This window comes from Desulfovibrio sp. JC022, from assembly GCF_010470665.1.
In the GTDB taxonomy this organism is placed as follows: Bacteria; Desulfobacterota; Desulfovibrionia; order Desulfovibrionales; family Desulfovibrionaceae; genus Maridesulfovibrio.
Genome location: NZ_VOPZ01000014.1, coordinates 34,969 through 52,155 on the forward strand (window position 1 = coordinate 34,969; position 17,187 = coordinate 52,155).

The 17,187-nt window shown below is 47.9% G+C and carries 7 protein-coding genes; all 7 read left to right on the top strand.

What is annotated here, in order from left to right; all coding sequences use genetic code 11:
• Positions 1-2 precede the first annotated feature (2 nt).
• The 7 genes from FMS18_RS18815 to FMS18_RS18845 all read left to right on the top strand — a co-directional run bounded on the left by FMS18_RS18815 (position 3) and on the right by FMS18_RS18845 (position 17,136).
• Positions 3-7,787, top strand: a complete 7,785-nt coding sequence (locus FMS18_RS18815; protein ID WP_163296213.1) for an Ig-like domain-containing protein — start codon at positions 3-5, stop codon at positions 7,785-7,787.
• A 35-nt stretch (positions 7,788-7,822) separates the two neighbouring features.
• A complete protein-coding gene (locus tag FMS18_RS18820; RefSeq protein WP_163296214.1) occupies positions 7,823-8,764 on the top strand; it encodes a hypothetical protein in 942 nt (313 codons plus the stop codon).
• An 11-nt stretch (positions 8,765-8,775) separates the two neighbouring features.
• Positions 8,776-11,043, top strand: a complete 2,268-nt coding sequence (locus FMS18_RS18825; protein WP_163296215.1) for an ATP-binding cassette domain-containing protein — start codon at positions 8,776-8,778, stop codon at positions 11,041-11,043.
• 2 nt (positions 11,044-11,045) lie between these two features.
• Positions 11,046-12,338 carry an HlyD family type I secretion periplasmic adaptor subunit gene (locus FMS18_RS18830; protein WP_163296216.1) on the top strand — a complete coding sequence of 431 codons (1,293 nt, stop codon included), beginning with the start codon at positions 11,046-11,048 and terminating at the stop codon, positions 12,336-12,338.
• A gap of 36 nt (positions 12,339-12,374) precedes the next feature.
• Positions 12,375-14,375 carry an HD domain-containing phosphohydrolase gene (locus FMS18_RS18835; RefSeq protein WP_163296217.1) on the top strand — a complete coding sequence of 667 codons (2,001 nt, stop codon included), beginning with the start codon at positions 12,375-12,377 and terminating at the stop codon, positions 14,373-14,375.
• 183 nt (positions 14,376-14,558) lie between these two features.
• Entirely contained in the window at positions 14,559-16,262 is a 1,704-nt protein-coding gene (locus tag FMS18_RS18840) for a mechanosensitive ion channel (protein ID WP_163296218.1), read from the top strand.
• Between the two features lie 82 nt (positions 16,263-16,344).
• On the top strand, positions 16,345-17,136 hold the full coding sequence (locus FMS18_RS18845; RefSeq protein ID WP_163296219.1) for a LytTR family DNA-binding domain-containing protein: 792 nt from the start codon (positions 16,345-16,347) through the stop codon (positions 17,134-17,136).
• Positions 17,137-17,187 lie beyond the last annotated feature (51 nt).

A 17,187-nucleotide genomic window follows, 5' to 3' on the forward strand; every position in this document is an offset into this window, starting at 1 on the left:
TCATGGCTGACGCACAGAAAGTATCTCCGTCAACAGTATATAATGTTCAAGGCTCCCCCGATGACTACAACTACGTCCTCAAGGGTGCTGACCTTATTTTGGTCAACAAGCAGACCAACGAAGAACAGGTGTTCCTCTTTGTAGGTAACATCATGAGCCTCGACGGTAAGGTCAACATGGAATTCGCCGATGGTAATTCCTTGCAGTCGCATGAAATTTTCAGCCGTTCAGAAATGCTGGACATGGATAAGCAGGACGAAGAAGCCCCGCAATGGGAAGCCGTCACTGAAGATCCCACTCCTTCAGGAGATGAAGGCAACTCCGATGAGGGTAACCTCAAAGACGGACAACTTCAGCCCCTCCAGACCGCTCAGGCCGCACTGGTAACCGACCCCACTGATGATATCCTCAAGACTCAGCAGCGCATGTTCGATGATATCGACAAGTTCGCGCAGCAAGACAGTATTTCCAGTACTCCCGATCCGATTGACAAGATCGAAGTTAAAGAAAATGAGCAGGATGAGAAGAAAGAGGATGAGGAAGAAGAAACACCTGTTGAAGAAGAAAAAAAAGACACTACAGGCGATGGCGACAATACAGGCAACGCCAACAATGAAAATAGCGGCAAGGTAACTATTGCCCTTTCGCAGGAATCAGAATCCGGTATAAAAATTACGGACAGCGATACAGGTGAAACCAAGTTTAAAGATGACGGGATCACCAAAGAAACTGACCTGAAAATTGAAGGAACTGCTGACCCCTATACCAAACTCAATATTTTTATGGACGGCAAGAAAGTAGGGGAAGCAACTGCCGATAAAGACGGTAAATATGACCTTACCGTTACTGGAGCAGCTGAAGCCGAACACGAATTTTTTGCACGTATCAATGACGGCACAGGTGAAAGCGCACCCAAATCCAGCACCTTAAAAGTAGAGGTAGACACTACCGCGCCCACGCTCAATGATGATGCGAAAGCGGACTCAACGTCCAAAGTCACCTTCGATGAAGATAATGGGAAAACTTACACCAATCAGGACCGTCCTCTGATCGAAGGAACAGGTGAAAGTGATACAATACTGACCATCACGTACACAAGCACAGACGGATCGGTTACGGGAACACTTAACGGTATAACCGTAAACAGCAGTGGTAACTGGAGCTACCGTTTCCCAGAAGGCAGTGAACTTGCTGATGGAACCTACACCTTCACTATTGCAGGTCAAGACGATGCAGGTAACGCTCTTGCTGCGACCCAGCAGATTCAAAATGTTATCGTTAAGACTGATTTCACTACTGGTGCGACTATTACTCTGGACACAACATCCGACTCCATGGGTACACACGCCAATGCAGCTGCCAACGACAGAATAACGAATGATGCAGACCTTGACCTGACAATAAGCAATATCAGTACAGATGCTCGTCAGGTAAAGGTGTATCTGGCACATGCAGACGGAACCAAATCCGAGCTGGGGTCTGCGGATTTTGACTCCGTCAACAACAAATGGACATACACTGTCAAGAATGGCGATATCCCCACAGACGGAGACTACACCTTCATGGTAGAAGCCATGGATATGGCTGGTAATGTATACCAGCCTGCTTCCTCTCTGCCTGTGGAAATTGACCGCACAGCCCCTACCGAAGGACTCGACATTGATCTTGACGCTGACAGTGACTCGTCTCACAGTCGCGGACTTTTAGGGAATGACACTGACAACTATACCCACGGGACCGAAACAGGTAATCCTGACGGTGCAGGTCTCCTGAAAATTAGCGGAGCTGGAGCCGGAACAGCAGGCCGAGTAAATCTCTACCTGATCAACAGTGACGGCAGTAAAACTCTGGTCAATACTGATAAATTTATTCAGGCAAACCCTGATGGTACTTGGACATATAATTATGACGCCAGCGGTAAAGGCACTTCTGGTACTGAAACACTTGAATTCCGTGCTGAAATAACAGACGTAGCAGGCAACATCGAGAGCGCGGATTTAACTGTAACAGTGGATAATACCGACCCGGTAAAATCCACCATCACCATTGACGGCCTTGATGCCGCTAAAATTTCCCATGACTCTGAGGGTTACTCAGCGACGGTGAAAGGTGACTCGCTCACCATGACCGGGAAGATTCTTGAAAAAGCGGATGATGTAATCGTTACCCTGTATCAAAAAAATGCTGACGGCACTTTTACCGCAATTGCGAACAGCCTTGCTGACGGCAGCGGTCCCCTTTCCATTAGTGAGTCCGGCGGGTCTATCAACTGGTCCTATGATGTAAGCGGACTGGTACATGGTAATAAGTACTCATACTACGTCACTGTGGAAGACGCCGCCGGAAACATCAGCGACCCTTCCGAAACTTTTACTTTTACTTCCGACCAGCAGATAACCGCCCCTACTATCGCCCTTGATGCTGCCAGCAACACCATCGGCGGACCGGGTACTGCGAACGACAACATCACCGGATTCGTTAAAGACGGCTCCGGGACCAAAGATACTGACATTGAATTCAAAGTCACCGGGGACCATGACGATACCATCAGTGTCTATGTTGTAGATGCTGCTGGCACACATACCGTCAGAGTCGGCGGTGTGGACTACAAATGCAATCTGGTCGGCACAGCAAAGAACGGTCAGACCGTTTCTTTTGATGCTTCCGCTTATGAAAATGATACTACCGATCTCCAGTTCATCGCGGTTGCTGAGGATGAAGCCGGAAACACTGCCACCTCTACAATCTATCCGGTAACCATAGATGATGAAGCACCTGTGGTTGATAATATCGGAGTTGAAAATGCTGCGGCCCTCGGCCTTTCCGATGTAGATAACGAGACCAACGCCACCAAGCTGACCCTAACCGGAACTCTGGACGAAGGCTCAGCTGATGTGGTTGTGCGCGTATATGACGGTGTGGATGGTGCAGGCAATCCCAAGTTCATCGGCAATGCAGCTATCGTCAGCACCGCATCCGGCTACAAATGGTCCCTTGATGTGGGGAGTTCTTCAAAATACATTAAAGAAGGCGAACACAATTTCAGCATTGTTGTTGAGGACGCCGCAGGAAACCAGACCCAGTATCCCACAGGCGGCACTTACGATATCAACATTGACCGCACTGATCCGACCATAACCGCCACACTCGGCACCGGATTGGATACCGGGCGTGACGTTTCATACGAAAATGACTGGATCACCAGCATAGATGACAACCTCAGTATTGACGTTACCGCCAATGAAGGGGCAACCATTACCGTTACTGTAAACGGACACGATTTCACTCATATCGTAACCGATGCTGAAGCCGCTGCGGGCAAAATCAATTTTGATCTTTCATCACTCAGTCTGGACAACAACAAACTGAACTTGGGTGATAACGACGTTGTTATCAAAGCCACTGACCCGGCAGGTAACAGCACGACCATTAATAAAAATCTGGTCATTGATAACAAAGTCGACACCGACACCAGCACTATTAAGCTGGCAACAGCTTCCGATACCGGTGTCAGCGGCGATAATGCCACCAGCGACCATAGCCCGACCATGCAGGGAACTACCGAAGCATTTGCTCTGGTGGAACTGCTCATCAAGGGTACTGATAAAGCTGGCAACGCTGTTGAGTATGCTGAAAGTGTTACTGCTGACAAAAACGGGAACTGGGAAATCACCCCGGATCACAATATCCCTGACGGCAGCTATGACGTTACAGCAAAGATCACCGATATTGCGGGCAATACCGGGTCAATCAGCCTTGATTCCCAGCTTGTAATCTCATCCAACCCCACGGCCCCGGTCATCACCATGACAGAGGATACCACGGCTAAATACTTTGGGGATGATACAGACAAAGACTGGGTAACCCGTGATTCCGATCCTGATTTCACTATCCAGAAAGATGTCGGGACCAAACTTGTGGTGACCGCCACCAAGGCCGGGGATTCTTCGTTCTCCTTCAACCAAACCTATACCGGAGCTGCTGATCAAGCCTCGGACAGTATTGATGTAAACACATCACTGACAGACGGTACCTACACTTTTACCTTCACAACAACAGATGCTTACGGCAACCCCAGCACGACCACTAAGACTGTTGTTATTGATTCTGAGTACGATGCAGATGACTTTACCCTTGCCATGGATTCCGGTTCTGACACCGGGAAAACCGACATCGGCAAGAATCCCATCATCCTGACCAACGATGCCACGCCTGAACTTTCAGGTAATGCGGAAGTCGGCAGCAAAGCCAAGATGATGATCATGAGCTTCGACTCTGAAGCAGATCTCAATGCCAGTGCCGACCCCACTTCCATGAACGATACTCAGCTTCGTGCTTTCATGGAAACTTACAAGGGGTCCCTGATCAATGATGTAACCATCGGCAGTGATGGCAAATGGGTGGCAACCCCCAACCTTACCGCCGGAGATAAATACTACAAGGTTATTGTTGTTTCCGAAGATCAGGCCGGTAACGTTGAGGCTGAATCCATATCCATCAACCTCGACACTCAGGACCCGACAGCACCGATAATAAACCTGACCGAGGATGACGGTGATGTTTATCCTGACTCTGCGCTCAATTCCATTACCGATCTAACGCCGCGTCTGGCTGGTACTTCCACTCTTGAGAGTGGTGTTACCACCGAGATCCGCATTACAGACCAGACCGGAAAAGAAGTTCTGACTCTTGATGTCAGCACTATCGCTAATGCCGACGGAAGTTGGGAATACCACTATGGGCAAGGTAGTAATGAGCCCTACCTCAAAGGCGGAGACTACACTGCAACCATCACCAGCACGGATAAAGCAGGTAATGATATCAGCGATACGGTTGAATTTAAGATTTTACAGGATGTTGCGGCTAAGCCAACAGTTGAACTTGCCAAAGATGATGACACCAATATTGTAGGTGACGCTATAACCAGTACCGCCCTGCTGGCAGCAGATGCCAAGCTGACCCTGACCGGTACTGCGGTAGCCTTTCAGGAAGTCAAAATTTACGATGACAGCAATACCTTAATAGGCTCATCCAAAGCGGGCGAAGACGGAGTCTGGACCTATGACTTCGGCACCAATCCTTCGGGCGTAAATGTCTACTACGTTGTGGCTAACGGGAAAAAATCCGACAATTTTACCCTGAACGTTGACAACTCCACCCCCGACCCGACCGCTGACCTGACAAAAGACAGCGGCACCGATGGCGACTGGGTCACAAACGACCCGACCATCGAAGGTAATGTCGAAGCTGGCAGCACAGTAGAAGTAAAAGCTGTAAGAGTATACGAACTGACAGACAATGGAGACGGAACATATTCATATACAGACAGTTCCGGTACCAACCAGACAATCACTGACGCTGCCGATGTAACCGATATAGGCGGTAAAGACTACTTCGTTAGCAATGACACTTACTCTTATACCGTAGCTGCGAAAAACGTTAAAGCTGACGGCTCCTACGAGACTGGGGAACTAAAAACCATCCTCAGCGGTAAGGACGGTCAGTATCAGGTTACTGTAAAATCCACTGACGTTGCAGGCAACAGCAGCGATCTTGTCATTTCAGATATCCTTGATCTGGATACAGTAATCGCTAAACCGACCATCGGCATCAAAACCGGAGATGATTCCTACCTTGCGCCTGATGCTGACGGCGATATTATTAACGCCAGCGGAACCAAGGTCGGTTCATACGCAGACCTGCCTACCGGGTTCCGCAACCCGACTGTGGCCTACAACGAAGACAATATCACCAATGACCGGGACCTAATCCTGACCGGTGATGCAGAAGCCGGAGCAAAAGTTGTTGTATCCATCACAGCAGACGGCGTAATCACCAAGTACGAAACTGTCGCCGATAAAGACGGGCACTGGGAATGCCAGCCCGGTAATCTCGCAGACGAAAACTATACCGCCTCTGTAACCGTTACCGATACAGCAGGAAACAGCTCCACCAGCAATGATTTTTCATTTGAAGTGGACCGTACCCCCACCCGTGCGGCGTATATTGATCTTGCCAACGATGACAACACATACACCAATGACGCGACCCCAGAGCTGACTATTCTTGGAGATAACGGGTCTGCTTATGTCCTGTATTATGTAGACGGAACTACCGGTAACCTCACGGCAGTAAAAAGCGGAAGCTTTACTAATACGAGCCAGACCTACACAGTTCCCAATGCGGATGCCCTTGATGAAGGTGACCACAGCTACAGACTGGTAACCGTTGATGCGGCAGGTAATGTTCAGTCCACTGATTACACCATCCATGTGGACCTGACCGCACCTGCGGCTGCGGAAGGTGTAACCTTTACCCAGATTGATGAAACCGGTGCTACGCCTTCCACGGTCAACACCTACGTGGCTCAGTCCGGCAATTCCATCAATATCAGCACCAACGACAACACTACCGACCTGCTGGTAAAAACAGCAACAGGAACGTCTCTGGTGGAACTGGTCAGGTCTGATGGTACCGTAATTGCCAGCGGAGCTGTTAACGGAGCCGGAAATGCACTTCTGGACCTGACAACCAAAGATCTGAACATCATTGATGACGGCAGCTACACCTACACTCTGAAATTCTATGATGGTGTGGGCAACCAGCTTGATGCCAACAACGTAACCGTTAATCTCGTTGTTGATACCACCGACCCCACGGTCACCGTAAAAATGTCCAGCAGTTCTGATCATGGCTATGACGCTGCAACGCTCGCGGACGGTCTTACCAGTGGTAAATCCTTCACCTTCGAAGGCAAGTTCACCGAGGACAGGTCCATCAACTACACCACTGAAATGGCCTATCTCATTGTCATTTCCAATGGCACGGACACATGGACCTACAACTCCACTGACAGCGCGAATCAAGACGGCCATATACAGAACATTACTGTGAATGCTGACGGAACCTATCATTTTGATTTTGTAGACAACGATTCATCTGATCCATTTGACGATGGGAATTACAATGTCAGCATCAAAGCAATTGATCAGGCGGGTAACACCTCTGATGCTGCGACAGTTGATTTCCAGCTGGACAACAACGACATAAACCAGACTCAACTGACCATGACCGAGGATGTTGTCGGTTCTAAAAGATATGTAACTCTTGAGCAGTCCGGATATACCGGGGACAATGACCCGGCCACGACCGATATAGATTACAAATTCGAAGTAACTAAGCACGATACCGACACAGGCAACAAAGACGTAACCTCCGGCGAAATCAAAGAAGGCGGTGACTTTGAAATTTCACTTCGAAATGATGGCCAAGAGTATGAATACGCCGAAGTAAAAGTAACTGACAAAGCAGGTAACGAATCAGAGTCACAATTTGTTGACTTGAACAAAAGCAACGTAAACTACAGCGCAAAACTCGGAACCGATGCTGAGGTAAGGTCTGTAACCGCCACACTATTCAATGATGCCAACAACAACGGAATCGCTGATGACGGTGAAGCTGTACAAGACTTCGGTGAAATTACTGATAACTGGAGCACTGACTTTGCAGCACTTGCTGAAGGAAATTACATTTTGCAGATTCAGGGGCACAATGACACCACCCCTACTGACGCAAATGTAACTTCAACAAAAGAGTTTAGCTTTAGTCTTGACGATATGGACACTCCCGGTACTACCACCGACGATTTCTTCACTTCCACCAGTGAGCAGGATTACAATGGAGCAAAAGAAGGAAACGGCGGAGATACAACAGATACGGCACCTGCTTCGGACACTGTTGTAAGCGTTGAAGTGACCCAGACCCATATTGAATTTGATATTGCATAAGTTTAAATAAATAAGTTTTACGGGGAAAAATATAAATGTCTGCTGATAGCGGCCCTCCGTGGCCGGGTTTTGTTGATGCGCTCTCAACCGTGCTCATGATGATGGTGTTCTTCACCCTGCTCATGGTGCTGGTTACAGGGACGCTCTCATATATTGTCGCGCTTAAGGAAGTTAAGCCCGGAGCCGCCACATCCACTGAACAGGTGGAAACCATGGTGGCTGCGGCGCAGGATCTTTCTTTTATGGAAAAACCGTCATCCATGGACAAATTGGCTGAAGCCATGACCCAGAGTGCAGTTCTTGGAAAGGAAGACCTTGTCACCTCTCCCCCGCCACAGCGATTCGATATCGAAGAATTTGAACGTGAGAAAGAAATGCTTCAGAAAAGAGTTGCCCTTGCAGAAAGTGCTGCTTGGACCGCTCATCTGGAACTTCAGAAATTAAAAGAGGAAGTAAAAGACCAGCAGGATAAGCAGGACCCGAAACTTGCTGCAAAACTTCAGGCCGCCCTTGATAAAATCAAGCGTCTTGAAGCAGACGGGGCAATTGAAAAAAAAGTTCAGACCGAAGACGAATTCGTCCCGCCGCCGTTCATCACCAAGCTGGTTCAAGGACTTAATAACAAGAATCGGGTAATCATCCTCTACAATAAACTGACCAGTACTCTTGAGGAAAAAACAGAATCCGAACTGCTGGCCTGGGTTAAACAAAATGAATCTGTCATCATGCAGAAAGGTTTGCTGCTGACAGCAACCCTCCACCATGAAGGGGTTTCTTCCAGCATGTCCAACTCTGTGTCCTTCAAAAGACTTTACGGATTGATTAAATTCGTAAATGAACAGGCACACATTCCCAAAAGTAAGATCAAATTCCGGGCCTTGAATGAAGGTGTTCCGGGAACCAATCAGGTTGTGGTCAACATTGGCAAAAGCTTTGGAAAAAGCAATAAAGACCTGAACATTTCCGTTAGAAAGTAAGGGGCAGGGACTTGGACAATCAGAAAAGACCTAACCCCGCACCTCTTACGGAGAGTAGCGAGCAAAACGAAACCCCTGAATCTGCCAGTGCAAGCTCCAAGAGCGACACCATCGATACAAAGGCGGCCGGAAAATCAGAAAACAACGGTTCTGATAAAAAAAACTTCGTATCTCAAGAGAATATAGGACTATTCAATCCCGGTGAGGATGAGAAAGGTGCGTCCATTACTTCCTGCCTGAAAAAGATTGCGGACAAATACGGAATTGTCGTTACCGGCAGTTCCCTGCAACTAGGCAGCTCCTCACCCATCAATGAATATTTGCGTCTACAATCGGATAACATGGGGCTGAATCTATCCATAAAGCCCCTGCCACTGAAAGTTGATGATGAGATGCTGCCCCTGATCGTCCAGTATTCGGACGGCAGCTTTGCCCTTCTTGAAGAGAAAGTAGGTAGAAGACTGACTCTTTGGAACGGTAAGCAGGAAATCATCAGAAACAAGAAATCTGAATTTTCCGAATTCAAAGACTGGTCCTGTTCCCTTAAGCCCGTATTTGAAACAGACAAGGTTCCTTTCCTGAGCCTGACTTGGTTTATGGGACAGGTCGGCAAGATGTGGCCCATGTACTCTCAGGTGATACTGGCGACAGTGATGATCCATTGCTTCACGCTGGTCATCCCCCTGCTGATGGGAATCTTCTACGACCGCATCCTTCCAAACCTTGCGGAAAACTCCCTCAGAGTGCTGATCACCGGGGCTATCATAGTTCTGGCCTTTGACTACATTCTCAAGAATGTCCGCACATCCTTAGTCGAAAAAGCAGCCCTGCGCGTGGAGCAGGATGCTGAGCCGCAATTGCTATCACTTGTGCTGGACACAAACTACTCCAAACTGCCTGTCTCAGCCGGACATCTGACCCATGCGATACAAGAATTTTCACGCATCAAATCCCTGTTCACTACCCAGTTGGTAGTCGGGTCCATTGACTTTTTCTTCCTCTTTTTCTTCTTGTTCGTCATTTACCTGAACAGCGGAATGCTCTTCGCCGTCCCGGCTGTCACCTCGTTTCTGGTACTGATCGTAGCCATTGTTTACGGCTTCTTCATTGATACAAATGTATCGGCACAGAGCAAGCTACAATCACGTAAAACTTCGTTTTTAAATGAAATTTTCAATGGGGTTGAATCAATCAAGGTAACCAATGCGGCAAGGCTTTTTGTTTCACGCTGGGCTTCTGAAATTGAAAAATCAGGGGAAATGTCCTCAAAATACCGCATTGCCCAGTCCCGTTGCTCCATGACCACCGGATTCTTGGGACAAATGAACTCAGCAGGGCTGCTTATAGTCGCATTTTTCCTGATCAAAAACGGAGACATGAGCAGCGGCGGTTTGCTGGCGACCATGGTCCTTTCCGGACGTTGCATAGCGGTTTCCGCCAGCGTGTCCAACCTGATCACCTCCTACCTGTTTGCACGCCGTTCATACAAAGACTTGCGTAAAATTTTGAAACTGGAAAAAGAAAGCTGCGAAACCCGCCAGTTTAAAATCCAGCAATTGGGCGGCGGTGTACGTTTTGACAGTGTATCATTCCGCTATCAGCCGGAATCACCCTACGCCCTTGAAAACGTATCCTTTGAAAGCAAAGCAGGTGAAAAAGTCGGGATCATCGGGCCCATGGGCAGCGGTAAAAGTACCCTGCTCAAACTTCTGGCCGGACTTGCCGATCCCAGTGAAGGATTGATCATGCTGGACGGGCATAACATGGGCCACCTGAATATTGAAAAAGTTCGCGAATTTGTGGGCGTAGTGCCCCAGTCCCCGGTGCTTTTCCACGGCACTCTGGAACTGAACCTGCTCATGGGATCACGTACAGCAACCCAAAAATCCCTTCATCAGGCTCTGACCATTTCAGGCATTGATAAATTTGTTTCCAAACATCCGCTTGGCCTGAAAATGCCCATCCTCGAGGGAGGCAAAAACCTGTCCAGAGGACAGCGACAGGCAGTAGCGGTTGCCCGTGCCCTGATAAGCTCTCCGCCTCTGTTGCTCCTTGATGAGCCGACCAGCTCCATGGACTCCACACAGGAAAGGATACTCATTAACCAGATCAAAAATACCATGACTGACAAGTCCATTTACGTCGTCACCCACAGACCGCAGATTCTCGAAGTCGTGGATAGAATTCTCGTTGTAGATCAAGGACGAATCGTTGCTGACGGTCCGCGTGATGAAATTATCCGGAAACTTTCCAGCCCGGCTCCGGCCAGAAAGGGATAATCATGGGAAAGAACTGGAAAAGCAACCTGCTCTGGTCCTTGGAAAAAAGCCTTGGAAACTGCATTGTCCTGCTGCTCATTCTGGCGTTTTCGGCCGTATTCATACTCTGGGCCCACACCAGCAAAATTGAAAAGACAGTCCGCGCCCAAGGCGTGGTTGAAACCAATCTGACTGATAAAATAGTAGGCCACTTTGAAGGTGGCGTCGTTGAAAAGGTATTTGTAGAGGAAGGCGATACAGTACGCAAAGGTCAGGAAATTGTGGCCATTGCCAACACCAATATTACTGAAAAGAGAAACAAGTCCCTCATCAAAATGAGAAGGCTTCAAGCCAAACTGAACCGCCTTATTGCAGAAAGCAACGACACGACTGACGAGTTTGCACAAAAAGCATCCACCCCGGTAGAAAGGAGTGAAATCCAATTCGCCCGTATCAGGGGAGATGCTCTTGATGAGAAAATCAACATCCTCAAAACTCAAATCCAGCAGTCAAGGGCCGCCCTTTCCGCCAGTGAAAAACACGTAAAAAACCTGCTTGATGAACAGAAAGTACTCAAAGAGCAGCACGACATGCTGGAACCCATGGTCAAAAAGGGAATCGGTTCCCGCCAGCTTCTGCTGCAACGCAAAACCGAACTGGCTAAAATCACCACCAGTATTGCCGAGATTTACAACAAACGAGACGAATACTCACTGGAAATCCGGGAACTGGAGCAGCGCATCAATCAGGCGGAGCTTGATTTTTATCGGGACATTCGCGAAGAAATCAACCTCGTAAGTTCCGAGTTGAAAGGCGTACGCGAAGAGCTTAACGCTGCCAATGAACAGATTGTACGCAGCGTTATCCGTTCCCCCATTGACGGCACCATCTATAAGCTGAGTGCCAACACCGTAGGCGGGATTGTCCGCTCCGGTGAAGCTTTGGCTGAAATCGTCCCCCTTGATGCGACCATCCGTATTGAAGGGAAAGTTCAGCCCAGCGACAGAACCAAAATCTGGAACGGTATGACAGCCAAAATCCGGCCCTCATCATATGAATTTTCCGACCAGACTATGCTCAAAGCCAAGATCGTCAATATCTCGGCCAAGACCTACTTCGATGACCTGACCCGCACATGGTACTATCGGGTAATTTTCAACACCGTTAAGGAAGACGCGGAGAAGGTTAAAGAGTTCCTGCCGGGCATGATAGTTGAAGTCAACATCCTCTCCGGCGAAGAAAGCGTTCTCGAATACCTGCTCTCCCCCATCACACGGGGCATGCGCGGAGCTCTTTCCGAACACAGGACCCGCTAATAATCGTGATCACCAAGTTCATGAACAGGAAATAAAATGGCAAATAAAATAACACAAACTCTCAAAAGAGTTTTCTCTATAAAAAACCTGCTGCTCATCCTGCTGGTGCTGGCACTGGCAGGCGGGACATTTGAAACACTCAGCTATCTCTGGAAAGAAAAAGAACAGGCAGTCCAATCTGACCTTAAAGAATATCAGAAAGTAGTTGTGGAAAACGAATCGGAATTGCTTTCTTCCCAGCTGATCAGCTATGTCATGCGCGGTAAGGAAGTAGCCCGTTCCAGAATTTTCAGAATGGCAATTGACGGCCTCAATTCCCCGGATAATAAAAAAGTCCTCAAGGCTCAGGAAGACCTTAAGAACTTCGTAAAAGTCAGCGGTTATTCTGCGGGTTGTCTTTTTGAACCGAACGGAGAGGTTTTCGCATCCACTCAGGGACCGGAAGAAATTCTGGGCCACGGCTACAAACAGTCAGTCCTGAACACCCTGCACAGCCGCACTCCCATGTTTTCGCCCCTGCGCACAAAAGGAAACGGCCTTGTGACCGATCTTTTCCTTCCCGTCTATGATGCCTATGCCACCAGCACATCCGCGCCACCGGAACGGGTACTTATGCTCGAAGTTCCAATGACCTCCATCCTGCGGGCCTTTCTCGGATCAGAACGTACCTTCAAATATGAAAGTACAATCCATCTCATCCAGCAGAACGGCGATACCAGCGAAGAAACAGTTTTCAGCTATCCGAACAGTCTGAAACTTCAGGCTATGAAAGTATCCTTCGACGGAGTCAGCGAAGTACTCTTCGGAGTAAGAACAGACCTTTCCATGGATAAAAAGGTATACTCCTCAGCTCAGTTCATCCCTGTGGTAAACTGGTGGGTAATGATTGAAACCGAAGCTACGGTTCCGGGCATAATTCTTTCAACCTACAAACAGGAAAGCATTATCTACGCTTCCCTGACCCTTGCAGCAATGGTCTTCTTTGTGCTCACTATCCGGTTTATTGCATCCACACGAAAATACCACCGCAAAAGTTCCAGACTGGAAGAAAAAATTCCGGCCCTGCAAAAAGAGCTTTCCCTGCTGCGCATAATCAACAACGCCCTGCCGGAACCGGTAACCTTGAAGAAAAGCGATAGCGGTGCATTTATCCACGTAAACAAATCCTTTTCGAATTTCACCGGACTGAAACAGACAGAAGCCCTCAATCTTACTGACAATCAGGTCTTTGACCACAATGAAGCCGAAACTCTTTCTCATGGCGACCAAATGGTCAGCATGTCCAACAATGCTTACAGTGAAGAACTGACCATGACCCGCGGATCCGGCAAATCAACCATGCAGGTTACTTTTGTGCCCTGCGCGGTTGAAAAAGAAGGCGACTCCATCCTCACTGTATATCGCGATGTTACTTCGGAAAAAAATGCAGCTGAGAGAGGGATCGAAGTTCGTCAACAGGTTATCAATGCCTTGATCAGGGCAGTGGAAAGTGTCCCGTTTCTGGATGGTCATACTTCCCTCATGCGTAAACTGGCCTTTGAAATTGCCGAAACCCTGCTCCTTAGCGATGCAGACTGCGCAACAGTTGAGGCTGCGGCTATTCTCTCCCAGGTAGGTAAAACCTTTGTTCCCAGAGAAATCATGGAAAAAGAAGGTAAGCTTACCCCTGAAGAAATCAAGGAAACCCAACGCTATATTGAACACACTTGCAAAATTCTCGAAGGTGTGGAATTTGACCTGCCCATTACCCAGACAATCTGGCAGATGCAGGAAACTCTCGACGGTTCCGGCTATCCCAACAAACTGGAAGGTAAAAGTATCTCCACGCTGGCCAGAATTCTCGGCGTGACCAATACTTTCAGCGCACTGGTCCAGAAACGTTCCTACAGAAAAGCCAAAACAGCACGTCAGGCAGTAGAAATATTGCAAAGTATGGCTGATAAGAAATACGACAGTTCAGTTATCGAAGCACTTGGAGCCGTCATTGATACCCAGTCGGGCAAGGCTATCTTGCAGGAAAGTCAGGTAGAATTTTAGCTCATCCACGACAAATAATTTAAAATATTATTAAGCAGGTATGAAAATTCCCCTTCATGCCTGCTTTTCTTTTGCTGCCTGAAAGACACTCATACAGCGAACAATTAATACTTGATCGTTCCCGGCAAATGCAGCTATTTATTTGAAGCTGTTCTAATTTTTTAATTCAATCAGGAATTGACCATGACGACTAAAAATTTTCGCACATTTTCAGCTATAGCCCTCTTACTCACGTTTCTTCTGCTGCAAAGCCCCGCCAGCGCAATAGCCCAAAACGAACAAGCTACACCCGCCCCTGCAAAAGCAGCAGAAACCCTTGTTGAGCAACAAACCACTCAGGCGGAAACCCTTGCCAACCTGCTTCAGTATAAATCCGAACTTGAAGCGCAAATCAAAGTAACCAAAAAGACACTCAAGAAAACCAGTCACCAGATGGACAAGGAAGTCCTTTCCGTTAAGCTCACCGACCTGAAACAACAGCTTAAAAATGTCCGCCAGAATTTTATAAAAGTTGCAACCGGACTGGATCTAACCATTTTCAATGAAGCTGCGCAGCAGGATTTCGTATGGCAGGAGGAAGTGGAAACACTGGTCCGTCCCCTGCTTCAGGAACTCAAGGAAATGACCAAACGGCCCCGGCAGATTGAACGCTTGAAAAGCAGGGTAGCCTACTTTGAAAGCAGACTGCCCAGAGCCGAAGAAGCAGTCCAAAATATCGACACCTTAATTGCAGCGGCAAAATCTCCGGCACTTAAAGCGGAGTTAACAGTCCTTAAAACCGATTTCGAAAAAAGACGCACCAATATCGACAACCAACTTGATGTCGCCCGATTTGAACTGAAAGAACTGACCAAGGACAAACAGTCCTTTTACCAGTCCACCAAAAAAGTAATGGCTGTATTCTTTAAAAGCAGAGGAAAGAACATTCTCTTTGCCATGCTGGCCTTTGCCGGAGTATTTTTATTTTTCCGTTTTGTGGATCGTATTTTCAAGAAGAGCCATCCGGCATTCAAGACCAAGGAACGCCCCTTCTACATCAGGCTCATAGAAGTTCTGCTACTGATCTTCACTGTAATTGCGGCAACTTCAGCCTCCCTTTTCACACTCTATATCTCCGGCGACTGGTTTCTGCTCAGCATTGCCATCATCTTCATCATCGGTGCCCTCTGGACCGCACGTGAAGGTTTCACCCGCTATTACGAACAGGTTAAACTTATTCTCAATCTCGGTTCTGTACGTGAAAACGAGCGCATCACTTACAACGGCGTACCATGGCAGGTGGACAGACTCGCGCTCTTCGCCAAACTTAAAAACCCGGCCCTAAGCCCCAGCCGCATCAGGCTGCCCATCGGTGAACTGGAAAATGTTATCTCCCGTCCAGTGGGTAAAAACGAGCCATGGTTCCCCTGCATGATCGATGACTGGGTCATCCTTTCTGACGGTATTCGCGGTAAAGTAATCAGCCAGTCCCCGGATATGGTTGAGCTTATCCAACGCGGCGGAGCCTACGTAACTTATCAGACCTCGGATTTTCTGGGCCTTAATCCCAAGAACCTTTCCCGCAATTTCCGTTTGAAATCAGTATTCGGCATCGACTACGCTCATCAGGCTAACTGCACTTCCACTATCGTAAAACAAGCCAAAGAGTTCATCACTGCCAAACTTGAAAAGGACGGTTATACCAAGCATGTCCTCAACCTGAATGTTGAATTTGAATCCGCTGCCGCATCATCACTTAATCTGGTTATTATTGCAGATTTCCACAGCGATATTGCAGCACTATACGGAAGACTGAACCGCGCTCTGCAACGCTACAGCGTAGATGCCTGCACCCATTTTGGATGGAATATTCCATTCGACCAATTGGTTGTTCACAAGGCTGAATAAAAAGTAAGGGGTGCCGAATTTATCGGCATCCCTTTTTTACTGTTATTTGCTTTTCTAAAATTTTCACCTTAACAACCAATTCATGTCCAGCCAACAAAACATACGCTGTATCCTCATTGACGATGAAGTCCCGGCCATTGACGAGCTAAGTTTTCTGCTGTCCGATTTCAATGACATTGATATCGTCGGCACTGCCAATTCAGCATCACAAGGTATAAGACTCATCGAAGAAAAGAATCCCGATCTCGTATTTCTCGACATTCAGATGCCCGGCAAAAACGGTTTTCATGTTTTGCAGGAGATCATGCAATTCCCTGAACCACCGTTAGTAGTATTCGCTACGGCTTACGATGAATACGCCTTGCAAGCCTTCGAAGAAAACGCTGTAGATTACATCCTCAAGCCCCTCTCCCGAGAAAGGCTGGAAAAATCCATTAAACGCATTCGCTGTCTCGTTTATGCCAATTGTGAAGAAAAAGTTGAAATGCCGGACATGAACGCCCTGCTCAGCAGCATGGGTATGGGCACCAAGGTATTGCGCATTTCAGTGGAAGACAGCGGTCGTATTCTGCTTCTCGAGCCGTCTGACGTAATTCTCTGCCGGGTGGAAGACCGCAAGATCATGATTTACACGCAAAAAGGAATCTTCCCCTGCTACGGCGACAAAACTCTCGACAAACTTGAAGAACGTTTACTGGGCCAGCCTTTTTTTCGCACCAATCGCGGCGAGATGGTCAACCTGACCCATGTGCGCGATTTTGCGCCGTGGTTTAACGGCAAATATGTAGTAACCATGAAGCATATTGATGAGCAGGAAATTATCCTCAGCAAAGGACGAGTAAAAGATTTCCGCCAACGTTTAGGATTGGCTTAAGTGTGCCTCCGGCGGCTCTCCGAGGGCCAAAGAAACTTTTTGAAAAAAGTT